The sequence below is a fragment of the Pseudomonas sp. MCal1 genome (genome assembly GCF_026341415.1).
Classification (GTDB): domain Bacteria; phylum Pseudomonadota; class Gammaproteobacteria; order Pseudomonadales; family Pseudomonadaceae; genus Aquipseudomonas.
On the sequence record NZ_JAKUMP010000007.1, the window covers coordinates 171,106 to 193,451 of the forward strand.

Annotated in this window: 25 protein-coding genes; 10 read left to right on the forward strand and 15 right to left on the reverse strand. The window is 59.5% G+C overall.

All coding sequences use genetic code 11. From position 1 onward, the window contains the following. Positions 1–6 precede the first annotated feature (6 nt). From rimK to MKZ87_RS13595, 3 genes are read right to left on the reverse strand one after another with little or no spacing between them, the layout of a single operon-like run. Positions 7–912 (reverse strand): 30S ribosomal protein S6--L-glutamate ligase, encoded by a 906-nt coding sequence (gene rimK, locus MKZ87_RS13585; protein ID WP_065257794.1) that lies wholly within the window; start codon positions 910–912, stop codon positions 7–9. Next, entirely contained in the window at positions 909–1,355 is a 447-nt protein-coding gene (locus tag MKZ87_RS13590; RefSeq protein WP_170844915.1) for an ATP-dependent zinc protease, read from the reverse strand. Before MKZ87_RS13590 ends, rimK begins: the two co-directional genes overlap by 4 nt. A 49-nt stretch (positions 1,356–1,404) precedes the next feature. Beyond that, entirely contained in the window at positions 1,405–2,184 is a 780-nt protein-coding gene (locus tag MKZ87_RS13595; protein WP_227235557.1) for an EAL domain-containing protein, read from the reverse strand. 116 nt (positions 2,185–2,300) lie between these two features. Here MKZ87_RS13595 and MKZ87_RS13600 point away from each other — a divergent pair, with 116 nt between their 5' ends. Further along, positions 2,301–2,708 carry an RNA-binding S4 domain-containing protein gene (locus MKZ87_RS13600; protein WP_085702734.1) on the forward strand — a complete coding sequence of 136 codons (408 nt, stop codon included), beginning with the start codon at positions 2,301–2,303 and terminating at the stop codon, positions 2,706–2,708. A 65-nt stretch (positions 2,709–2,773) separates the two neighbouring features. On the opposite strand, the gene MKZ87_RS13605 is transcribed toward MKZ87_RS13600, so the two are convergent. Continuing rightward, a complete protein-coding gene (locus MKZ87_RS13605; RefSeq protein WP_085698009.1) occupies positions 2,774–3,574 on the reverse strand; it encodes a phosphatase PAP2 family protein in 801 nt (266 codons plus the stop codon). A 104-nt stretch (positions 3,575–3,678) separates the two neighbouring features. Between MKZ87_RS13605 and hslO the strand changes: the two genes are divergently transcribed. Both hslO and MKZ87_RS13615 read left to right on the forward strand, forming a co-directional pair. Next, positions 3,679–4,581, forward strand: coding sequence for an Hsp33 family molecular chaperone HslO (gene hslO, locus MKZ87_RS13610; RefSeq protein ID WP_085702733.1), 903 nt, complete (start codon positions 3,679–3,681; stop codon positions 4,579–4,581). A gap of 181 nt (positions 4,582–4,762) precedes the next feature. Next, entirely contained in the window at positions 4,763–6,304 is a 1,542-nt protein-coding gene (locus tag MKZ87_RS13615; protein ID WP_085702732.1) for a phosphoenolpyruvate carboxykinase, read from the forward strand. Positions 6,305–6,369: 65 nt separating this feature from the next. Here the strand turns inward: MKZ87_RS13615 and nadS are convergent, their stop codons facing one another. The 5 genes from nadS to MKZ87_RS13640 all read right to left on the reverse strand — a co-directional run bounded on the left by nadS (position 6,370) and on the right by MKZ87_RS13640 (position 9,240). After that, a complete protein-coding gene (gene nadS, locus MKZ87_RS13620; protein ID WP_234206267.1) occupies positions 6,370–6,657 on the reverse strand; it encodes a NadS family protein in 288 nt (95 codons plus the stop codon). 2 nt (positions 6,658–6,659) lie between these two features. Next, a complete protein-coding gene (locus tag MKZ87_RS13625; protein ID WP_011331970.1) occupies positions 6,660–6,974 on the reverse strand; it encodes a type II toxin-antitoxin system RelE/ParE family toxin in 315 nt (104 codons plus the stop codon). Positions 6,975–7,085: 111 nt separating this feature from the next. Next, the gene (locus tag MKZ87_RS13630) at positions 7,086–7,385 is read right to left on the reverse strand and encodes a hypothetical protein (RefSeq protein ID WP_227234123.1); all 300 of its coding nucleotides are present in this window, start codon (positions 7,383–7,385) and stop codon (positions 7,086–7,088) included. Between the two features lie 343 nt (positions 7,386–7,728). Further along, positions 7,729–8,856 carry a hypothetical protein gene (locus MKZ87_RS13635; RefSeq protein WP_266201098.1) on the reverse strand — a complete coding sequence of 376 codons (1,128 nt, stop codon included), beginning with the start codon at positions 8,854–8,856 and terminating at the stop codon, positions 7,729–7,731. Positions 8,857–8,958: 102 nt separating this feature from the next. Next, complete coding sequence (locus tag MKZ87_RS13640; RefSeq protein WP_085698016.1) at positions 8,959–9,240, reverse strand: hypothetical protein; 282 nt, start codon at positions 9,238–9,240, stop codon at positions 8,959–8,961. Between the two features lie 304 nt (positions 9,241–9,544). Here MKZ87_RS13640 and MKZ87_RS13645 point away from each other — a divergent pair, with 304 nt between their 5' ends. The 4 genes from MKZ87_RS13645 to MKZ87_RS13660 all read left to right on the forward strand — a co-directional run bounded on the left by MKZ87_RS13645 (position 9,545) and on the right by MKZ87_RS13660 (position 14,144). Beyond that, positions 9,545–10,048 carry a polysaccharide deacetylase gene (locus MKZ87_RS13645; protein WP_227234124.1) on the forward strand — a complete coding sequence of 168 codons (504 nt, stop codon included), beginning with the start codon at positions 9,545–9,547 and terminating at the stop codon, positions 10,046–10,048. Positions 10,049–10,419: 371 nt separating this feature from the next. Next, entirely contained in the window at positions 10,420–12,348 is a 1,929-nt protein-coding gene (locus MKZ87_RS13650; protein WP_227234126.1) for a RecQ family ATP-dependent DNA helicase, read from the forward strand. 109 nt (positions 12,349–12,457) lie between these two features. After that, the gene (locus tag MKZ87_RS13655) at positions 12,458–13,681 is read left to right on the forward strand and encodes a 3-hydroxyacyl-CoA dehydrogenase (RefSeq protein ID WP_266201101.1); all 1,224 of its coding nucleotides are present in this window, start codon (positions 12,458–12,460) and stop codon (positions 13,679–13,681) included. A gap of 31 nt (positions 13,682–13,712) precedes the next feature. After that, positions 13,713–14,144: an acyl-CoA thioesterase gene (locus MKZ87_RS13660; RefSeq protein WP_085698020.1), complete on the forward strand. Its 432-nt coding sequence runs from the start codon at positions 13,713–13,715 to the stop codon at positions 14,142–14,144. 64 nt (positions 14,145–14,208) lie between these two features. Here the strand turns inward: MKZ87_RS13660 and MKZ87_RS13665 are convergent, their stop codons facing one another. The 4 genes from MKZ87_RS13665 to MKZ87_RS13680 all read right to left on the reverse strand — a co-directional run bounded on the left by MKZ87_RS13665 (position 14,209) and on the right by MKZ87_RS13680 (position 19,063). Further along, a complete protein-coding gene (locus MKZ87_RS13665; protein ID WP_085698021.1) occupies positions 14,209–14,688 on the reverse strand; it encodes a YMGG-like glycine zipper-containing protein in 480 nt (159 codons plus the stop codon). Between the two features lie 210 nt (positions 14,689–14,898). Further along, complete coding sequence (locus tag MKZ87_RS13670; protein ID WP_227234130.1) at positions 14,899–17,247, reverse strand: FdhF/YdeP family oxidoreductase; 2,349 nt, start codon at positions 17,245–17,247, stop codon at positions 14,899–14,901. After that, positions 17,244–18,083, reverse strand: coding sequence for a formate dehydrogenase accessory sulfurtransferase FdhD (gene fdhD, locus MKZ87_RS13675; RefSeq protein WP_085702727.1), 840 nt, complete (start codon positions 18,081–18,083; stop codon positions 17,244–17,246). Before fdhD ends, MKZ87_RS13670 begins: the two co-directional genes overlap by 4 nt. A gap of 92 nt (positions 18,084–18,175) precedes the next feature. Then, on the reverse strand, positions 18,176–19,063 hold the full coding sequence (locus tag MKZ87_RS13680; protein ID WP_234206281.1) for a LysR family transcriptional regulator: 888 nt from the start codon (positions 19,061–19,063) through the stop codon (positions 18,176–18,178). A 137-nt stretch (positions 19,064–19,200) separates the two neighbouring features. Here MKZ87_RS13680 and lysM point away from each other — a divergent pair, with 137 nt between their 5' ends. Further along, a complete protein-coding gene (gene lysM / locus MKZ87_RS13685; protein WP_085698024.1) occupies positions 19,201–19,641 on the forward strand; it encodes a peptidoglycan-binding protein LysM in 441 nt (146 codons plus the stop codon). A gap of 70 nt (positions 19,642–19,711) precedes the next feature. Here lysM and yrfG read toward each other — a convergent pair whose 3' ends face one another. Then, on the reverse strand, positions 19,712–20,374 hold the full coding sequence (gene yrfG / locus MKZ87_RS13690; RefSeq protein WP_085698025.1) for a GMP/IMP nucleotidase: 663 nt from the start codon (positions 20,372–20,374) through the stop codon (positions 19,712–19,714). Positions 20,375–20,462: 88 nt separating this feature from the next. Here yrfG and nudE point away from each other — a divergent pair, with 88 nt between their 5' ends. Next, complete coding sequence (nudE, locus tag MKZ87_RS13695) at positions 20,463–21,029, forward strand: ADP compounds hydrolase NudE (RefSeq protein WP_064382762.1); 567 nt, start codon at positions 20,463–20,465, stop codon at positions 21,027–21,029. A 5-nt stretch (positions 21,030–21,034) separates the two neighbouring features. Continuing rightward, positions 21,035–21,868: a 3'(2'),5'-bisphosphate nucleotidase CysQ gene (gene cysQ, locus MKZ87_RS13700; protein ID WP_085698026.1), complete on the forward strand. Its 834-nt coding sequence runs from the start codon at positions 21,035–21,037 to the stop codon at positions 21,866–21,868. Between the two features lie 13 nt (positions 21,869–21,881). Here cysQ and MKZ87_RS13705 read toward each other — a convergent pair whose 3' ends face one another. After that, positions 21,882–22,337, reverse strand: a complete 456-nt coding sequence (locus tag MKZ87_RS13705) for a YiiD C-terminal domain-containing protein (RefSeq protein WP_085698027.1) — start codon at positions 22,335–22,337, stop codon at positions 21,882–21,884. Positions 22,338–22,346: the final 9 nt, after the last annotated feature.

The window sequence follows — 22,346 nt, forward strand, 5'->3', positions numbered from 1 at the left end:
CAAGGTTCAACCCTTGCCTTTTGTGCGGGTCATGTTCGGCCCGCCATTCTTCTCAAGGTGCTCGATGATGATCCCCGCCACGTTTTTGCCCGTGGTGGTTTCGATCCCTTCCAGACCCGGTGACGAATTCACTTCCATCACCAGCGGCCCGTGGTTGGAACGCAGAATATCCACGCCCGCCACCGTCAGCCCCATGACCTTGGCTGCACGCAGCGCAGTCATGCGTTCTTCCGGGGTGATTTTGATCAGGCTGGCGCTGCCGCCACGGTGCAGGTTGGAGCGGAACTCGCCGGGCTTGGCCTGACGCTTCATCGCCGCGATCACCTTGTCGCCGACCACGAAGCAGCGGATGTCGGCGCCGCCGGCTTCCTTGATGTATTCCTGCACCATGATGTTCTGCTTCAGGCCCATGAACGCCTCGATCACCGACTCTGCCGCCGTCGCGGTTTCACACAACACCACGCCGATTCCCTGGGTGCCTTCCAGCACCTTGATCACCAGCGGCGCGCCGTTGACCATGTCGATCAGGTCGGGAATGTCATCCGGCGAGTGGGCGAAACCGGTCACCGGCAGGCCGATGCCCCGGCGCGACAGCAATTGCAGCGAACGCAGCTTGTCCCGGGAGCGGGCGATGGCCACCGATTCGTTGAGCGGAAACACCCCCATCATTTCAAACTGGCGCAACACTGCGCAGCCATAAAACGTCACCGACGCGCCGATCCGCGGAATCACTGCATCGAAACCCTCCAGCGGCTTGCCGCGGTAGTGGATCTGCGGCTTGTGGCTGGCAATGTTCATATAGGCGCGCAAGGTGTCGATCACCACCATTTCATGCCCGCGTTCGGTTCCGGCTTCGACCAGACGGCGGGTGGAATACAGACGCGGATTTCGCGACAGCACAGCGATCTTCATGCAACACCTGTGGAGGAGGTAGATACCGGGAACACCGGCTTGTCTTGTACATATTTGATGCCCGGATTGACCACCAGTTGGCCGTCGATCAGGGCTTTGGAACCGAGCAACAGGCGATAGCGCATGGACTTGCGGCAGGCGAGGGTGAACTCGATCGGCCAGACCCTGTCACCCAGGGCCAGCGTGGTGCTGATCACGTAGCGCACCTGGGCCTGGCCATTGGAACTCTTGATGGTCTTGCGGGCGACCAGCGGCGCTTCGCATCGCCGATGGCGCAACTGCACGACGGTGCCTAGGTGCGCGGTAAAGCGCACCCACTTCTCACCGTCGCGTTCGAACGGCTCGATGTCGGTGGCATGCAGGCTGGAGGTGCTGGCGCCGGTATCGATTTTTGCCCGAAGGCCGGCGACTCCCAGATCCGGAAGCGCCACCCACTCGCGCAGACCGATAACGGTCAAATGGTCAAATGTCTTCAAAGGAAAAAACCAACGATTAACGCGTCCACGCTTCAGGGGACACTTGGGCCAACGCTTTGAATGCGGGCCTGGCGAACCAGAAACCCTGCATCAGAAATATTCCGCAGTCCGCCAGGAAATCCCGTTCCCCCGCACTCTCTATGCCTTCGGCGATGACTGTAACGTTCAACTCCGCACAGATTGTGACAATCCCCCGAACGATAGCCTGACGAACACGGTCACGGTCGATATCGCGGATCAGCGACATGTCGAGTTTGATCAGATCCGGTTGGAAATCGGCCAGCAGATTGAGCCCCGAATAACCGGCACCGAAATCGTCGATGGCCGTCTTGAAGCCGAATTCGCGGTATTCACGCAGAATATTGGTCAAATGGCGATAGTTATCTACGTGCTCGCTTTCCAGGGTTTCGAAAATCAGCCGGTCGATCGGGAAATTGTGTTTCCTGGCAGCCTCCAGGGTGCTGCGAATGCATAACTCTGGACGATAGACGGCGTTGGGCATGAAGTTGATCGACAAGTGTGTCTGCATATTTAGTCCGGCTGCGCCTTCGATGGCGCGAGTCCGGCAGAGCTGGTCGAAACGGTAGCGATTATCTTCCGTAACCTGATCCAGCACGGTTAAAGCGCCTTCACCGGCCACACCACGAACCAGTGCCTCGTAGGCGTACACCGACTCGTCACGCAGATCCACGATGGGCTGATAGGCGAAGGAAAAATCGAAGCCCAGCGGTTCGCTTTGCTGGCAACCCGCGCACCCGGATTTGGGTGAGGTCAATGAAGACGGAAATTTGGTCACTCGATCACTCCATGCCGTTGAACCGGCGAAGATCACAGTTTATCTGGAGGGCCGGATTCTTGCGCCCGACAGAATCGGTAGTACAGTTCCGACTACTGGCTGAACGAGGAATTCATATGGCGCAAAAACAGGAAGAGGACGACAAGGTCCGTCTCGACAAGTGGCTGTGGGCTGCGCGTTTTTTCAAGACTCGCGCGTTGGCCAAGGCTGCCATCGAGAGCGGCAAAGTGCATTGTCGGGGAGAGCGCTGCAAACCTGGCAAAGAACCACGCATTGGTGATGAGTTCGAGATTCGCACCGGCTTCGACGAGAAGACCGTTGTGGTTCAGGCCTTGTCGATCGTGCGTCGCGGCGCACCTGAGGCGCAGACGCTGTATGCCGAGACCGAGGCGAGTATTGCCAAACGTGAATCGGCTGCTGCGATGCGCAAGGCCGGCGCCCTGGGCGTGACCACTGACGGTAAACCGAGCAAGAAGCAGCGTCGGGATCTGTTTAAATTTCGTGGGAACAGTAGCGGCGAATAAAAAAACGCAGCCTGCCGGACTGGGTTCAAGACCCGCTGGCGGCTGCGTTTTTTTCAGCCATTTGATTACTGCGCGGACACCACACTCATCCGCGAAATCACCGGCAGTTTGCCCAGCAGTCGGAAAACCGGCGACGTGACCTTCAGCCAGAAGTTCGCCGCGTGATAAGCAAATGGCGTGTAGTAACCCCAGCCCAGTGCCCACACCGCCAGCAGCATGCCGCCGATGTAATCGTCCTGGCCCCAATGGGCACCGGCGACCAGACGCGGCAGCATGAACAGCAGCGCCAGGCCCCAGATCACTGCGAACTGGCCGACCGTGCGGCTGAACACGCCCATGAACAGCGCCCAGATCAGCAACACCGAAGCGTGGTCACCGGGGAAGCTCTGGCTCGAGCGATCCTTCAGTTCCCAGGTCTTCTCCAGATGCGGGAAGTAATCGCTGATATGCACCGCGCCTTCGAGCACCATCGACGGGCTGCTGTGTTGCCAGTCCATGTGATCGGCGAACTTGGAAAACAGCGCGCGGATCACCACCATCAACAGCAGGATCGAGAAAAATCCGAAAAAGGCGCGACGCACGTCAATCGCCCTGAACACCCAGTCGCCCTTGATCAGCAGCATCAGCAGAATCAGGCCGACGACGATGTCGAACGGTCGCAGACTTGCAATTGCCCAGATGTGGAGCCATATGGGGTTGCTGGCCAGCGGTGCGTTGAGTGAGCGGAACAGCCACTCGTCGAAAATCACACACAGCATCTGACCCGTAGGCCATAACCAGAAAGCCAACAGTGCCAATGGCACGATGTTGCACAGAACCAGCCGGCCGAGGTTCCACCTTGATTGGAACAAACCCGGATTGTTCATAAAATGCCTCCCGTGGCTGAACATCGGCATCAAGAAGGATGCCAGAAGCGCGGAATTTTCATCCTTTGTAACCATTTTGTCATCACATTCAGATACCCAGACCTATGACCGATTTCCTCGATACCGATTACACCCAACGCTTCATCTTCGATGACAGCGACACTCGCGGCGAACTGGTGTCGCTGGAGCGCAGCTATGCCGAAGTGCTCGCCAAGCACCCGTACCCGGAACCGGTTGCGCAATTGCTGGGCGAACTGATGGCTGCCGCGTCGTTGCTGGTGGGCACCCTGAAATTCGATGGCTTGCTGATTCTTCAGGCCCGTTCCGAAGGCCCGATCCCGCTGCTGATGATCGAGTGCTCCAGTGAGCGCGAAATCCGTGGCCTGGCGCGCTATCACGCCGATCAGATTCCGGCCGACGCCACCCTCGGCGAACTGATGCCCAACGGTGTGCTGGCCTTGACCGTCGACCCGATCGTCGGCCAGCGCTATCAGGGCATCGTCGACCTCGACGGCGAAACCCTGTCCGACTGCTTCACCAACTATTTCGTCATGTCCCAGCAGGTTGGCACCCGCTTCAAGCTGTGCGCCGATGGTCGTCGTGCCCGTGGTCTGCTGCTGCAGCAACTGCCGGCCGATCGCTTGAAAGACGAAGAAGAACGCGCCGCCAGCTGGCAGCACATCACCGCGTTGGGCAACACCCTGACCGCTGATGAACTGTTGAGCCTGGACAACGAAACGATTCTGCATCGCCTCTACCATGAAGAGCAGGTTCGTCTGTTCGATGTGCAGAAATTGCGCTTCCACTGCAGCTGCTCCCGCGAGCGTTCGGGCAATGCACTGGTCAGCCTGGGTCTGGAAGATGCGCAGGCACTTGTTGCCGAGCAAGGTGGACAAGTCGAGATCGATTGCCAGTTCTGCAACCAGCGCTACCTGTTCGATGCGGCAGATATCGCTCAATTGTTCGCTGGCGCGGGCGTCGAGACGCCGTCAGAGACCCGGCACTAAAACGGTTCAGCGCAGGTAAATTCACTGCTCAACGACGGAATAACGCCGTTACGACGGGAGGGCCCTACTCTTTTTGGGCTTTTCTGGCATAATCCGGCCCACTTTTTTCGCGGTAGTAGTGCACGACTTTCTACTACAAAACGTTTGGAGCACACTCGGCCACTGGCCGACGGGGAACCTCATGACGCAAGCCAATAACGCCGTGTACACCGATCTGAGTGTTGATGATCTGGTAAAAGAAGCCCTGAACCGCGGTGAAGGCGAGCTTGCCGATACCGGCGCTCTGGTTGTTCGCACCGGTCACCGCACCGGCCGTTCGCCAGTCGACCGTTTCATCGTTGAAGAGCCTTCCACCCAGGCTGCCATTGCCTGGGGCCCGATCAACCGCAAGTTCCCGGCCGACAAGTTCGACGCGCTGTGGGCTCGTGTTGAAGCATTCAACAACGCGCAAGAGCATTTCGTTTCCCACGTGCATGTAGGCGCGGCCGAAGATCACTACCTGGCTGTGAAGATGACCACCCAGACTGCCTGGCAGAACCTGTTCGGTCGTTGCCTGTTCATCAACCCGGCTCAGTACAACCCGGCCGGTCGCGAAGAGTGGCAAGTGCTGAACGTTGCCAACTTCGAGTGCGTACCAGAGCGTGACGGCACCAACTCCGACGGTTGCGTGATCATCAACTTCGCCCAGAAGAAAGTGCTGATCGCCGGCATGCGTTACGCCGGTGAAATGAAGAAAGCCATGTTCTCCGTGCAGAACTTCCTGCTGCCGGCCGCTGACGTGCTGCCAATGCACTGCGCTGCCAATATCGGCGAAGAAGGCGACGTGACCCTGTTCTTCGGTCTGTCGGGCACCGGCAAGACCACCCTGTCCGCCGACGAAAGCCGTTATCTGATCGGTGACGACGAACACGGCTGGGGCGAAGGCGTTGTCTTCAACATCGAAGGCGGCTGCTACGCCAAGTGCATCGACTTGTCCGAGAAGAACGAGCCGGTCATCTGGAAAGCCATCAAGCACGGCGCGGTGCTGGAAAACGTCGTGATCGACGACGCCAAGCACGCCGACTACGCCGATGTCAGCCTGACCCAGAACAGCCGCGCGGCCTACCCGCTGGAGCACGTTGCCAAGCGTTCCGCGAAGAACCTGGGCGGTGAGCCAAACGCTGTAATCTTCCTGACCTGCGACCTGACCGGCGTCCTGCCACCCGTGTCGATCCTCAACGAAGAACAAGCGGCCTATCACTTCCTGTCCGGCTACACCGCACTGGTGGGCTCGACTGAAATGGGCTCGGGCAGCGGCATCAAGTCGACCTTCTCCACCTGCTTCGGCGCACCGTTCTTCCCGCGTCCGGCCGGCGAATACGCTGAACTGCTGATCAAGCGCATCCGCGGCTTCGGCTCCAAGGTCTACCTGGTCAACACCGGCTGGACCGGCGGTGGCTACGGCGTCGGCAAACGCTTCAACATCCCGACCACCCGCGCGGTGATCGCAGCGATCCAGAGCGGCGCGCTGATCGGCGCAGCCACCGAGCACCTGGACACCATCAACCTGGACGTGCCACTGGCTGTACCGGGCGTCGAAACCAACCTGCTCAACCCGCGCAACACCTGGGCTGACAAGGCTGCGTACGACGAAGCTGCCAAAGCACTGGCCGGTCTGTTCATCGAGAACTTCAAGAAGTTCGAAGTGAGCGACGCGATCAAGGCTGCCGGGCCTAAGTTGTAAGACTGGGTTTTGGTGAATGAAAAAGCCGCCTCTTGAGGGCGGCTTTTTTGTGGGCGTTCATTTTCTCAATGGGCCAATGCATTCAAAACATGAACCGGGTCGTTATGAATGGCCTTGAGCAAAGCTTTTGCCGGCCCGGTAGGCTCGCGACGACCCTGTTCCCAATTTCGTAGAGTGCCGAGCTGGACGTCGATCAGTGCCGCAAATTTGGCCTGGGTCAAACCGGTAGCTTTACGAATCTCTTTGACCTGCAAAGCATCAACGTGGAATTCGCGAGAAGGTGCGCGCTGGCCTCGTACAATCTCGTCCATCTCTTGCACACTTTCCATCAGCTCATCAAAAAATTTGCTCATGGTCATCTCCATTTTTCGATCAAGACCTTGAGTGCTTTACGCTCATCGCTGGACAGATCGTGTTGTTCATTTTTAGGGTAGATCATCAATAACCCGATTTGTGACGCCGAAACGAAGTGGTAGTAGATCACCCGTGCTCCGCCTCGCTTGCCGTGTCCTTTCGCTGCGATTCGGGTTTTTCGGATCCCGCCTGTGCCTTCAATTACATCGCCAATCGAAGGACTTACAACCAGTTGCTTCTGAAAAGCGGCGTAAGTGTCATCGTCCAGCAGCTCTTTTACTCGACGGGTAAAGATCCGAGTCTCAATAAAAATCATCGCAAATGTACGCCATTGGCTTACCTTCCAGCAATGCTGGCGGGATTTGAGTAGATGACTGGTAAGTGATCGTTCTCATGTCGAACATGGGAACGATCTGATCACTCAACCTCAGACTGGAGCTTTCCAGTTGAGCATTCGTTGCTGGGCGACCTGTAACAGGTCAAACCCGTCTTTGGTCAGCAGGTAAAGGGCGTGGGTGATGTGCGGGATGTCTTCAACGTCGGCATGTTTGAAGCAGAGGCAGTAGAGGGTTTGCAGCAGGTCGCTTGAGGCGCGCAGACGCTGGACGGCGCATTCGAGGATGTCTTGCGGGTTGGCTTCGGTGTCGATGACGAGGGGCTTGGTGTCGGTGAGATTGGAGTCGAGTGGGCGGTAGCGATTGGAGTGGAGCTCGTTCCATGATTTCATTTTTACTATCTCTGTAGGCATCAATGAACCGCTGCTACCGTGACCAAGCGGTGGAGGCGGACTGTGTTCAAGTTGGTCAAACCGGCAGAGATAACCCGGTACGCCGAAGCGTCCTAAACACAGCCCGCCATAAAGCGTGCCGACAGAAAGAGGTCGGCAGCATACAAGGGCATGCATCAGTTATCTCTGTTTTTCAGGTGACCAAACCTGAATCGCTGAATTGTCAGCGACAGTCACAACTATAGGTTTCGGCCCACTGGCGCCGATAGAAGACAAGGCGCCGCTGCGTGTAGGAACAGGATGCAGATTCGTGCAGCCCGTTCCTACGGATCAATCACGGTTTTCAACGAATCGATCGATACGCCTCAATATCCAGCACACTCGTGGTCAGCCCGGTCGCCGGGCTGTAGATCGTGCCTTTCACCGTCGAGAACGGAACGCCTTTGCTGCCCAGCGAAACGTAGCGCTCGCCTTGATCCAGCTCGGTGAACCAGGTGTAGGAACACTTCTCCATGGCCTTGTATTTCGCTGCCGCGTTGACGATGGCGGCGGTGTGGTTGCGAAGGGCGGCATCGGTGAGGTTGAGGTTTTTGTCGAGTACGGTGCCCCAGCGTTTCAGGCAGACCTCGGCAAAGTGGCGCACGATCAGGCCGGGTTCGGCCAGCACTTTTGGACCACTGTTGCCATCGGCGGAGGCGTTGCCCACCAGGGTGGCGTGACGGCCGGGCATCGGGAAGATGCTGGTCTTGGTTCCGGTCGCGGTTTGCGGGATGACGCAACTGAAGCCCTTGGAACGTTCATCCCGAGCGTAGAAACCCACATACTCTTTTACGTTGCTGTTGAGCTTTACCCGATGTTCCTGAAAGTTGCCAATACCTGGCACCGGGTCAATGGCGAAGATATTCACTGGAATGTTTTTCAGTGCACTGTCCTTGAACATGGCATTGGCCAGCATGTGACAACTGATACCCCCGCGACTCCAGCCCACCGGATTGACTTTTGTTGGAATAACACCGCCCTTTCGAAAGGTTTTAATAATCTGTTCCTGTAACTTCTGTTGCGTGACGCTGCGATCGCCATAGTTGTATTTGCGCCACAGCCACGAACCTTCGACCTTTACATCTTCAATCGGGATGCCGGCGGCTTTGAGGCGGTTATATTCCGCTTCGGTCAGTTGCTCGCGCTGCCAGTCACATTGGCCCTTGATGATGTTTACCGCGTGTTGGACGTTCTCCTCCCAGCCCTTGCCGAACAAGGTTCCGCTGAGACCGTAGTCCTTGGATTTGGTGAACAGATCATCAGCTTGCAGGTTGCTGGTACCGGGGCCATCGACGACGATCCATTCGGCGAACTCGCGCCCCGTGTGATGAGACGCAAGTGTGGAGACCAATTCTCCATTCCAATAGTTTTCGTGAGTATCATCAAACTTTGTCGAACCTGTACCGCAAAAGAAAATAGTCAGCGTAGTCATGTTATTGCTCTTGGTTGATGTAAGAGCGAACAGGCTAGTTCTGAACTTTGCTGTAAGGGAAGTGGTGGGTTGTTGCGAACTTTGTAAGTTTGTCCGCGAGCGCTAATTATTTAATCGTTGCCTGGCAACTTCCAATAAGTCGCAGCCGTCCTGCGTCAATAAATAAAGCGCATTGACGATGTTGGGGATGTCTTTTACATCGGCCTGTTTGAAACACAAGCAGTAAAGAGTTTCCAGAAGATCGCTGGCGGCGCGCAACCGAAGATCGGCGGCATCGAGTAAGTCAACCGGTGTTGCTTCGGTGTCGATGACCATTACCGGGTTGTTGCCGTCGCAGCTCTTGAGAGGGCGAAAACGATTATTCAGCGGTGTGGAAATGTTCATGTTTGAGGCGTGTCCTTTTCGAAGTCGCTTCGGCGGGCCGACACAGAGTTTTCAGTCGCGCCGGCCACTATAGAAGGGCTCCTTCGAATGGGACAAGACAGCCACAATGGACAGAATTCGTAGGGGTTTTTCCGGGGTTCGGGCATTTTCCCTACGCGGTTTTACGGCTTTTTCACAGCCAAACCCTGAGTGGAGAGATTTCCTACGTGTTTAGCGGGCGATTCCCGTTAAACATCTGTATGGTGCGCGCCAGAATCCGTGGGGCGTTTCCGGACGTCCGACCCAGACTTAAAGGGAATTAGGTATGCAGTGGCTACGAATGGCCTCGATCATTTTGCTTTGGGCCGGTGGATGTCGTTTGGCGTTGGCCTCCGAGGCGGGCAATGGACTGGTGCTCGCGCACGTGGAGCGCACGGACTGGCCGGACGCACTCACGACCCAGGCCGGCATCGACACGGCTTCCCGCGCTGAAGTGTTGATGTTCGGCAAGGCACTGCTGGCCTGCGAAGGCCTGGATGAATCCGCACTCAAACAACGCCTGGGTGTGCCACATGCGCAGCTCAAGTCAATCCGTCAGGTGCGTGAGGGTTTATGGGATCGTCTGCTCGCCACCTATCGCAACGCCAGTCAGAGCTGCGACGAGCAAGCGTTCTGCCCACGGGTGCGCAGTGTTGCCGACCTGCGTCAGCTGGCGGCGGCATTCACCGGTGATATCAGCCCGGCCCATGCACTGTGGGCCAGCAAAAGCCTGGGCGTGCATGAGCAGCTGTTGAACGAGCAATTGCGAGTGGCGGTGTTGCAGCCGTAGAGTCTGCTAAGCCGTTGGCGTGGGGCTCGCCGCCACCACGCTGGCGAGTGGCGGAAGCTCGCCGGGAAAGGGCAGGCACCCGCCCAGTAACAGGCTCTGGACAAGAAGGGCGAAGAGCAATTTCAAACGGTTCGACATATTCATTCCTTGGCGAGTCTCTAGATGTATCGGCCGTCCTGGCGCGATGAATGTCGGACGTTACTCTCGCCACGGCGATGCAGGCGAGGAACAAAGTGTTTCATTTGTTTCAAGCCGTGACTCGGCATTTCACGCTGTATCATCCCGTATCGATTTGACCCCCGACCTTTCTCGACGCGCTGCGATCGCCCGCTAGGCTGTTGGCATCACAGCGGTCAACGGAGTGACAGCGAATGCACAACACCCTGGAACAGGTTTTCGGTTATCCACAGTTTCGTCCCGGTCAAGAAGCGGCAATCAGCGCCGTTCTCGCCGGGCGCTCGGCGGCTGCGATCTTTCCCACCGGCTCCGGCAAGTCCCTTTGTTATCAGGTGCCGGCAATCCTGCTGCCACACCTGACGCTGGTGGTCTCGCCGCTGCTGGCGTTGATGCAGGATCAGCTGGAGTTCTTGCGTCGGCACGGGATTTCGGCAGGCAGCATCGATTCGGCGCAGAGCCGCGAAGACGCCAACGATGTGATGGCTCGCGCCCGTTCCGGTGAACTGAAGATCCTGATGATTTCCGTGGAGCGTTTGAAGAACGAGCGCTTTCGCAACTTTTTGCAGCAGGTGCCGATCTCGCTGCTGGTGGTGGACGAGGCGCACTGCATCTCCGAGTGGGGCCATAATTTCCGCCCCGACTACCTCAAGCTGCCGGACTACCAGCGACAGTTCAACATCCCGCAAACCTTGCTGCTGACAGCCACGGCAACACCAAAAGTCATCGCCGACATGCAGGCGAAATTCGCCATCGCAGCAGAAGATGTGGTGACCACCGGTTTCTATCGGCCCAACCTCAATCTGCTGGTCGAGCCGGTGCGTGGACAGGACAAGCGCCGCCGGCTGGTGGAGTGGATGAGCGAGCGTGCGGGTCAGCCGAGCATCGTCTACGTCACCCTGCAGAAAACCGCCGAACAGATTGCCGAACATCTTGAGCGCAATGGCATTCAGGCCGAGGCTTATCACGCCGGTTTGCCCCATGAGCAACGGGACGCGATCCAGAAGCACTTCATGAGCGGGCAGTCCAATTGCATCGTCGCCACCATTGCCTTCGGCATGGGTATCGACAAGAGCGACATCCGCAATGTGGTGCATTTCGACCTGCCCAAATCCATCGAAAACTACAGCCAGGAAATCGGTCGCGCCGGGCGTGACGGGCAGCCGTCCGATTGCCTGGTGCTGGCCAATCGCGACAGCCTCAACGTGCTGGAAAACTTTGTGTATGGCGACACGCCGGAACAGGATGGCATTCGCCATGTGTTGGACGAGTTGCAGGCCGCCGCAGCCGAAGGCCAATGGGAGTTTCTGCTCGGGCCGTTGGCGGATCAGAGCAACATTCGTTCGTTGCCTTTGAAGACGTTGCTGGTGCAGCTGGAACTGCGAGGGCTGATTGCCCCGCGCTACGCGTACTACGCTGAATACCGTTTCAAGTACTTGCTGGAGCCCGAAGCGCTGCTTGAGCGTTTCGAGGGCGAGCGCAGGGATTTCGTTGCCGCGATCATCCAGACCTCAAGCCGCGCGCGCACTTGGGCCACGGTGAATTTCGAGGCGATGTACGAGCAGTATTCGGCCGAGCGCAATCGGGTGGTGAAGGCACTGGATTATTTCCAGGAAAAGGGCTGGGTCGAGCTTGAGAGCAAGCAGATGACCGAGGTCTACAACGTCCTGCGCGGCGATTTCGACAGCCAGGCCTTGAGCGCTGAACTGCACGACTATTTCACCCGCCATGAGCAAACCGAAGTGGCGCGGATTCACGCCATGCTCGAGCTGTTCGCCACCGAGCGATGCCTTGGTTATCGGCTGGCCGAATATTTCGGCGATCACGATGCGCCGCAGCAGTGCGGGCATTGTTCGGTGTGTCACGGGCAAGTCGCCCGGCTGCCGACACCTCCGGAATTGCCGGCGCTTGTGGATAAAAATTTCGCGGCGTTGTGTGGCGATTTTATCCACAGGCATCAGCAGCACGCTGGCAGTACTCCGTCGGCGGAGCAGGTTACCCGGTTCCTGTGCGGCATCAGCGTGCCGTTGTTTACCAAGCTCAAGGCGCGGGCCATTTCCGGGTTTGCGGCGCTGGAGGAATATCCCTACGCCGAGGTGAGGGCCTGGGCTCAGGCGCATCTCTGAGCTCTCGAATCCATCTGCTGAATGTCGATCATCACGGCCATGAACTTCAAAAATGCCCGGTAGCTGACTATGGTGATGGCTGTCTTCGGATCGCCAACAAGAGAACAACATGAGCCAGACATCCTTCGCTATTCAGCAGGCCGCCGTGATCGGCGCCGGCACCATGGGCCGCGGCATTGTCATGTGCCTGGCCAACGCCGGCGTGTCAGTGCAGTGGGTCGATAACAATCCACAGATGCTCGAGCAGGCGCTGGCCACCGTGGCCGACACCTATGCGCACAACGTGCGACAGGGGCGAATTGAACAGGCCGATGCCGATGCCCGGATCGCCCGTATCAGCGCGGCGGCGGACTATGTGGCGATCCGCAACGTCGATCTGGTGATCGAAGCGGTGTACGAAAACCTTGAACTCAAGCAGAAGATCTTCCGCGAGCTCGATGGCGTGCTGAAGCCTGAGGCGCTGCTGGCGAGCAATACCTCGGCGCTGGACATCGACGCCATCGCCGCCGCGACACGGCGTCCGACTCAAGTGCTGGGCCTGCATTTCTTCAGCCCGGCGCACATCATGAAATTGCTGGAAATAGTCCGTGGCGCGCAGACCTCGCCAGCGGTGCTTGAAACCGCGCTTGAGCTGGGCAAGCGCATGGGCAAGGTCAGTGTGGTGTCGGGCAACTGCCACGGATTCATCGGCAACCGCATGCTGCATCCGTATGTGCTCGAAGCGCGCAAGATGTTGCTCGAAGGGGCATACCCGCAGCAGGTCGATGCGGCATTGCAGAGTTTCGGTTTCGCCATGGGGCCGTTTCGCATGTACGACGTGGTCGGCATCGATCTTGAGTGGCGCGCTCGCGAGCTGGCCGGCAAGGGGCAGGACGCGCCCGAGGTTCAGGTGGATAACCGCTTGTGCGAACGGGGCCGGTTCGGTCAGAAGTCTGGCAATGGTTATTACCACTACGAGCCCGGCAGTCGTCAGGCCGAACATGATCCCGAGGTCGATGCGCTGGTGTTGAGTGTCAGCGAAGGTTTGGGGTTTCATCGCCGGGATATCGGCTCGGAGGAGATCCTGGAGCGGTGCCTGTTGGCGTTGGTCAACGAGGGTGCAAAGATCCTGCAGGAAGGGATTGCCGAGTCGGCGCATGACATCGATCAGGTCTATCTGAATGGCTACGGCTTCCCGGTAGAGCGAGGCGGGCCGATGGCCTGGGCGGACGATCAGGGGCTGGCTGACATTCACAAGCGATTGCTGGCGCTGGAGACCCGGCAGGGCGATCACTGGCGGCCGGCGTCATTGATTGGCGAGCTGGCGGCGCGAGGCAAGGGTTTTTACCTTTAGACTGGGCAAATCACTCCAGGAATCGACACTCATGTCTAACCCGATGCCGCAACGCAGCGACTACCCGCACTTCCAGCCGATCACCACGCGCTGGCATGACAACGACGCCTATGGCCACGTCAACAACGTCACCTATTACAGCTTCTTCGACACGGCGGTGAACACCTACCTGATCCAGGTTGGAGGGTTGGATATCCATGACGGCGAGGTGGTGGGGTTTGTGGTGAGTTCGTCCTGCGACTACTTCGCGTCGATTGCTTTCCCGGATCGAATCGAAATCGGTCTGCGGGTCGGCAAGCTGGGCAACAGTTCGGTGCAATACGAACTGGCGGTGTTCAAGGAAGGAGAGGTGGAAGCCTGTGCGGCCGGACGTTTCGTGCATGTATTCGTCGACCGGGCATCCAATCGGCCGGTGGCGATTCCAGCCCGATTGCGCCAAGCGATGGAACGCCTGGCGGTGTGACAGGCAAAAAAAATCGCAGCCCGGGGGAGCTGCGATCTGGCTGTTACGGCAACGAGGTCAGACCTCAGTCGCGGTAGTAGCGGTGGTGCTTGCGATGACCATAGGCATGACCACGACCTGGGTGACGGTCGCGGTAATAGCGACGATCATCATGGCGACGATCGTAACGGCGATCATCGTCGTCACTCTTGTTGCCCATGTAGTTGCCCAGCGCGCCACCGGCGCCGCCGCCGGCTGCTGCGCCGATCAGGCTGCCGGTGGTGCCGCCCATGCTGCGGCCGACCACGTTGCCGCCGGCTGCGCCCAGCGCACCACCGATGGCTGCTTCGCCACGGCTGCGCTTGTCGGCGCCGACCGCACTACCACCCGCGCCGCCCAGGGCTGCGCCAATGGTTGAACCTGTACTGCCGCCTAACGACTGACCGACGACCGAGCCAAGAACCCCGCCCAATGCGCCGCCCACACCTGCTTCGGTGGTGCCTCCGGCAGAAGCGAAGCCACTGACCAGGCCAAGGGACAACAAGAGAATCGAGGAGAACTTCATAGAGGAGCCTCAAAGGGATGACGGCGCGATCCTGAGGCTCTGGAATGGGCGTGACAATCGAAATCCGACGAATAACACGACTTGTATACAATTCTGCAACTTACTGATTTTTGGGCGGAACTTAACGGATTTTCGCCGGTCTTTAGCTACTTCACAAAGGCCGCTTTTATGCAAAAGCGGCCTTTTTTGTGGGCGCAGAAAAGTTTTGTATCAGGCCGATCTGGCCATAATCAGCCCCGTCTCACTCGCCGCTTCCAGCCGGATAGCGATGAACTTCGACGTCGGCGTATGGCTGCCATCGCCGGTGCTTTCCAGCGGTACCAACGGATTCACCTCAGGGTAATAAGCCGCTGCCTGCCCCGCCGGAATGTCGAACGCCAGCAGCGTGAAGCCCTTCACCCGACGCTCGCGGCCATCGTCCCACAGCGACACGATGTCAGCCTTTTGCCCCGGCTTGAAGCCCAGACGAATGATGTCGGCTTCGTTGGCGAACAGCACATCACGCTGTCCCTTCACGCCGCGATAACGGTCGTCCAGACCATAAATCGTGGTGTTGTACTGATCGTGGGAACGCATCGATTGCAGGATCAGGTCCGGCAGTTTGCCGGTAGCGCGAGTGCGCTCGTGGATCAGGTCCTTGGGCAGCATGTTCGGCTTGAAGTTGGCCCGCCCCGACGTGGTGTTCCACTTGCGCGCGCCGGCGCTGTTGCCGAGGTAGAAGCCGCCCGGGTTCTTGACCTTCTCGTTGAAATCCTTGAAGCCCGGGATGGTGTCGGCAATCAGTTCGCGGATGCGTCGGTAGTCGGCCACCAGCCAGTTCCAGTCCACCGGTTTGCTGCCCAGGGTTGCGGCGGCGATGCCGGCGATGATCGACGGCTCCGAGCGCATCTGGTTCGACAGCGGCTGCAACTGGCCGTTGGAAGCGTGCACCATGCTGAACGAATCTTCCACGGTGACGGCCTGCGGGCCTTCGGTCTGGATGTCGATGTCAGTACGGCCCAGGCACGGCAGGATCAACGCGTCCTTGCCGTGGGCCAGATGGCTGCGGTTGAGCTTGGTGCTGATCTGCACAGTCAGGTCGCAGTTGCTCAGCGCCTGGAAGGTGCGCGAGCTGTCGGGCGTGGCCTGGGCAAAGTTGCCGCCCAGACCGATGAACACCTTGGCGCGACCTTCGGCCATCGCGTGAATTGCTTCGACCACGTTGTGCCCGTTGTGGCGCGGCACCTTGAACTGGAAGCGACGCTCCAGGGAATCGAGGAACGCCACCGGCGGACGCTCGTTGATACCCATGGTGCGGTCGCCCTGTACGTTACTGTGGCCACGCACCGGGCACAGACCCGCGCCGGGCTTGCCGATGTTGCCGCGCAGCAGCATCAGGTTGGCGATTTCCTGGATGGTCGGCACCGAATGACGATGTTGGGTGATGCCCATCGCCCAGCACATGATCACATTCTTGCCTTTGGCGTACATGCGCGCCGCTTGCTCGATTTCCACCAGCGTCAGGCCGGACTGCGCGACGATCTGCTCCCACGGCGTGTCGTCGACGACACCGAGGTATTCCAGCACGTTGACGCTGTGCTCATTGAGGAAGTCGTGATCGAACACCGCCGGCGCACCGGCCTTCTGCGCATCGCGTTCCCATTGCAGCAGGAACTTGGCCATGCCGCGCAGTACCGCCATGTCGCCGCCCAGTGCCGGGCGGAAATACGCGGTGTTGGTCGGCTTGTCGCCGTTGGTGAGCATTTCGATCGGGTGCTGCGGATGCTGGAAGCGCTCCAGGCCGCGTTCTTTCAGCGGGTTGATGCACACCACCTGAGCGCCGCGTTTCACCGCTTCGCGCAGCGGTTCGAGCATGCGCGGGTGGTTGGTCCCCGGGTTCTGGCCCCAGACGAAAATTGCATCGGCGTGTTCGAAGTCATCGAAGGTCACGGTGCCTTTGCCGACACCAACGCTTTGCGCAAGCGCAACACCGCTGGCCTCGTGGCACATGTTCGAGCAGTCGGGGAAGTTGTTGGTGCCGAAGGCGCGCACGAATAGTTGATACAGGTACGCCGCTTCGTTGCTGGCGCGGCCCGAGGTGTAGAACTCGGCCTGATCCGGACTCGACAGCCCTTGCAGGTGTTTGCCGATCAGCGCGTAGGCATCGTCCCAACTGATCGGCTTGTAGTGATCGGTTTCGGCGTCATAGACCATTGGCTCGGTCAGACGACCCTGATATTCGAGCCAGTAGTCGCTCTGCTCCAGCAACGCAGTGACGCTGTGCTTGGCGAAGAATTTGCCGTCCACCCGACGCTTGGTCGCTTCCCAGTTCACCGCTTTGGCGCCGTTCTCGCAGAACTTGACCATGCCGCTTTCCGGCGAATCACCCCAGGCGCAGCCCGGGCAGTCAAAGCCGCCGTTCTGGTTGGTCTTGAGCATCGCGCGCAGGTTTTTCAACGCGTTGTCACTGGTCAGCCAGGCCTGGGCCACGCTGATCAGTGCGCCCCAGCCGCCGGCTGGGCCCTTGTAAGGCTTGTAGCGCGGAACGGGTTTCTGGTCGGCTTGATGGTGTTGGCTCACGGGTGTTTCTCCATTTCTGGGCTATACACCCGCGGCGCGTTTTTTTGCGGCAGGTGGATGAGATTGAGGTTATGGCGTCGGGCCCATTGCACGGCGAGGCCGGTGGGCGCGGACAGGCTGACCAGGGTCTGAATCCCGGCCCGAAGGACTTTCTGGATCAACTCGAGGCTGCAACGGCTGGTGACAATCGCCAGGCCGCCCGTTGTGGATATCTTTTGCCGGATCAGGCCGCCGATCAGTTTGTCGAGGGCGTTGTGCCGTCCGATGTCTTCGCGACCCAGCAGCAATTCACCGCTGGCGTTCATGAACACCGCCGCATGTACCGCGCCGCAGTGCTGGCCCAGCGGCTGAAACGCGCCGATGCGCTGTCGCAGACCGTCGAGCCATTCGATGGGCGGCAAGGGGGCGCCGGGTAAAACCTTGAGATCAGGCAGCGCCTGTTCCACCGCTTCCACGCCGCACAACCCGCATCCGCTGGTGCCGGCCAGTTGCCGACGCTGTTGCTTGAGGTTCCAGAAGGCGCGGTTGGCGATGGTCACTTGCGCGTATTGCGCCGAGCCCGAGCCGGTCAGTTGCAGGTCGTAGATGTCCGAAGCGTCTTCGATGATGCCGCTGCCGAGGCTGAAGCCGACGATGAAGTCTTCAAGGTCGGTCGGCGTCACCAGCATCACGGCCTGACTGATGCCGTTGTAGGCAATCGCCAGCGCGACCTCTTCGGCCAGCGCGGTGCTGGCCGATTCCGTGAGGGGAAGATCGCTGTAACTGTAGGTCTGACTGGCAGCAGGCGCGGGCGTTTCGAGAGCAGGCGCCGCGCAGGCCGGGCGCTTGGCGTTCATGGCATCACCGACGGATTGATCAACGTTAAGACTAGGCGCGGCAAGTTGTCGCGTCTAATCGCTAGTGTCGATGCTTCGATAGATGCCGTCGATCAAGCGTCCGTTGGTGATTTTTGATAAAGCGCGAAACAGGCTTCGGCCAGCGCCGACCGGGGTGCTCCGCGACGCATGATCAGGCCCAGTCGGGCGAGGGTCTGGGCGTTTTCGATAGGTTGCAGGCGCAGGTTATCCGTAAGGTTTTCCAGGCCGCCATCCAGTGGCATCACCGCGCAGCAGAGGCCGCCATGCACCGCTTGCAACAATTGGTGAACGGCATCGGTTTGCAGCAACGGTTGCGGCGTCAGGCCTCGGCTGTGGAAGTTGTGGTCGATGGACTGGCGAAAGTGCATGCCGCTGGTGAGCATGCCCAGGGGCAGTTCGATCAGCGATTCCCAACTCAGCGGTGCTTCGCCAAAGCTGAAGAACCGCTGGTCGTAGAGCAGGCCCATGTGCGTTTCACTGAACGCCAGGGATTCAAAACGCTCGCCGTCGAGGCGATCCAGGTAAGACACGCCAATGTCGATGCGGTTGTTCGCCAGTTGCTCCAGAACCTGTTCGGAGCTCAGCGAGGACAGTTCAAAGCGCAGGTTCGGGTGTTGCGCATGCAGGCGTTGCATCAAGGGCAAGGCATCGAAACTCGACAACGGCACCACGCCCAGCCGCAGGGTGCCGATCAGGTTGCCGCGACAGGCCGCCGCTTCCGCCTGTAAACCGTCATAGGCCGCCAGCACCGTGCGCGCCCAGGCCAGCACCCGTTCCCCCGGCGCGGTGAAACCTTCGAAGCGCTGGCCACGGTTGACCAGTGGCAGGTCGAGTTCTTCTTCGAGGCTGCGCAGACGCATCGACAAGGTCGGTTGGGTAATGTGGCAGCGGGCGGCGGCCTGGCCGAAATGGCGGGTTTCGTCGAGGGCGATGAGGAATTTCAGCTGCTTGATGTCCATCTTCGCTCCGGGGCGCTGGCAAGGGTGGGCGATTCTACCGCTTGCGCGGGGGCAGGGTCATTGGTCGGGCCGCAACCGGGTTTGTCCGGCGTGGTCTAGGCTTGGGCGTCTGGAACTTAAATCAAGGAGTGTGTGCTATGAGTCTTTTGAGCTTTGTGAAAGAGGCCGGTGAGAAGTTGCTCGACCTGCTGACCCCCGGCAACGCCAATGCCAGCGACCAACTGAAGGAACACATCAGCAAGGTCGGGTTGGGTAACCCGAATGTCCAGGCGACCGTGGACGGTGACAAGGTAACGGTCACCGGTGAAGTGGCGAGCCAGGAAGAGAAAGAGAAAATTCTGCTGGCAGTGGGCAACATTGCCGGTGTCGGCAGCGTCGATGACCAGATCACCGTGACCGGGCCGGTGGTGGCGGCGGCGCGTTTTGTGGTCGTGAAGAAGGGCGACACTCTCAGCGCGATTTCCCTGGCGGTGTATGGCAACGCCAATCAGTACAACAAGATCTTCGAGGCCAACAAACCAATGCTGTCACACCCGGACAAGATTTATCCGGGGCAGACGCTGCGTATTCCCGAGTAACCGCACGCCTGCGGGAGCGGCCTTGAGCAGCTCCCGCAGTCTTCAGCGCTCGGCAATCAGCGCTCGGCAATCAGAGCCCGGCAATCAAATCCCGATAATCCTCGACCGCCGCAAACTCTCCGGTGTCCTTCGGCCCTTTGCGGCTGTCCGGTTCCTTCACGGCCAACAGATGCGCCACGCCGAAATTCCGCGCACTGCGCAGGATCGGCAAGGTGTCGTCGATGAACAGGCTGCGCGCCGGGTCGAAGTCGATATCGGCCTGCAAGGCGTCCCAGAATTGCGGGTTTTCCTTGGGGAAACCGTAATCGTGGGAGCTGATCAGCCGCTCGAAGTACGGCGCCAGTTCGATTCGTTCCAGTTTCAGCGACAGCGAATCGCGGTGCGCGTTGGTGATCATCACCACACGTTTGCCGGCTCGTTTGATCGCCTCCAGAAACGTGTCGGCGTCCGGGCGCAGGGCGATCAGGTGGGCGGTTTCCAGTTTCAGTTCACGCACCGACAGCTTCAGTTCCGCGCTCCAGAAATCCAGGCAATACCACTGCAATTGACCGGCATGGCGCTCGAACAGCGGCTGTAATTCCATTTCCGCCATGGCCCGGCTCACGCCATGCAGTTCGGCGTAGCGCTGCGGCAGGTGCTCCAGCCAGAAGTGGTTGTCGAAGTGCAGGTCGAGCAACGTACCGTCCATGTCCAGCAGAACGGTATCGATGTCGGACCACGGTAATGAAGGCATGGCAACGTCTCGAACGGTAGAAAGATATCCGACGCAAACAATCGGAAAAGCCGCGTTATAGTAGCGCGTTCACGCCAAGGAGCTTTGCATGCGCCAGAAACCCACCGTACTTGCCCGCGAGATCGTCGCCACCAGCCGACTGTTCTGCGTCGAAGAGCTGAAGTTGCGTTTCTCCAACGGCGTGGAACGCACCTACGAGCGGCTGGTCGGCAAGGGCGCCGGTTATGGCGCGGTGATGATCGTGGCGATGCTTGATGCCGAGCATGCGGTGCTGGTCGAGGAATATTGCGGCGGGACCGACGAGTACGAGCTGTCGCTGCCCAAAGGCCTGATCGAACCCGGCGAAGACGTGCTGGCCGCCGCCGAGCGTGAGCTCAAGGAAGAAGCCGGTTACGGCGCGCGTCAGCTGGAGCATCTGACCGAGTTGTCATTGTCGCCCGGTTACATGAGCCAGAAGATCCAGGTGGTGCTGGCTACCGACCTGTACGAAGAGCGTCTTGAAGGCGACGAACCTGAGCCGATGCGCGTGGACAAGGTCAACCTGCGGGAGTTGTCGGCGCTGGCGCAGAATCCGAATTTCAGTGAGGGACGCGCCCTGGCGGCGTTGTACCTGACCCGCGATCTGCTGACCCAGCGCGGATTTTTTCAGTCATGAGTGAGATGTCTATGAATTTTCCCCATCCGTTGATGGCGCCGGTGGTCGAGCTGGCCCTGCGGGCCGGCGAGGCGATCCTGCCGTTCTGGCGCGCCGGTGTGGCGGTCACCGCCAAGTCCGATGATTCGCCGGTGACGGCGGCGGACATGGCCGCTCACCATGTGATCGTCGCTGGTCTGACGGCGCTGGATCCGAGCATTCCGGTGCTGTCCGAAGAGGATGCCAACATCCCGCAAAGCGTGCGCGAGGGCTGGCAGCGCTGGTGGCTGGTGGACCCGCTGGACGGCACCAAGGAGTTCATCAGCGGCAGCGAAGAATTCACCGTCAATATCGCGCTGATCGAAAACGGCCGGGTGGTGTTCGGTGTGGTGTCGATGCCGACCAACGGGCGCTTCTACGTCGGCGGCGCGGGTCTGGGTGCCTGGCGCGGCGACACGGGCGGTACACCGGTGGCGATTCAGGTACGTGACGTGCCGGGGCCTGGTGAAGCCTTCACCGTGGTTGCCAGCCGTCGTCATTCGAGCCCGGAACAGGAACGTCTGCTGGCCGGTTTGAGCGCCAGTCTTGGCGAGTTGCAACTGGCCAATATCGGCAGTTCGCTGAAGTTCTGTCTGGTGGCTGAAGGTGCTGCCGATTGTTACCCGCGTCTGGCGCCGACTTCGCAGTGGGACACGGCGGCGGCGCAGGGTGTGCTGGAAGGGGCCGGCGGCGAGGTGCTCGACCTGAGCGGCGAAGCATTCTGTTACCCGCCACGGGAGTCGTTATTGAACGGTTTCTTCCTGGCATTGCCGGCGAAAGCCGCCTGGCGGACGAAGCTGCTGGAACTCGCCCGCACGTAAGCTCGCTCAATCTTCAGCGGTGCAGGACGTACTGCCCGCTGAACGTCACCGCATCTTCATCGCTGCCCGTATTGACGACCCGCGTGTGCAGCGTCAGTCGCGCCCGTCCATAGCGCTGATACATCGTCAGAAATTTCTTCCACACCGCAGCGCTCGGTGACGGGCAGATCGCAATGGCATCACCGGTCACCGGCAGTGGATAACTGATCTGTCCTTCCTGGATCACGATGTGTCCCTCCTCGATGCCTTCCTCTTTCAAGCGCAAATGCAGCCAGCCCCAACCCGCCAGTACGGCGCCGCAATATAGGCTGCCGCCGAACATGGTGCTCTTGTGATTGACGTTGGCGTCCAGCGGCAGGTGCAGGCGCAGTTGCTGCTCGTGCCAGTCGAGGACTTTGAGGCCCATGTCCCGGGTCAGCGGAATGTCGTGGTGAAGGACCGATTCCAGATAACGACTGTCGTGCTTCATGCCCGGACC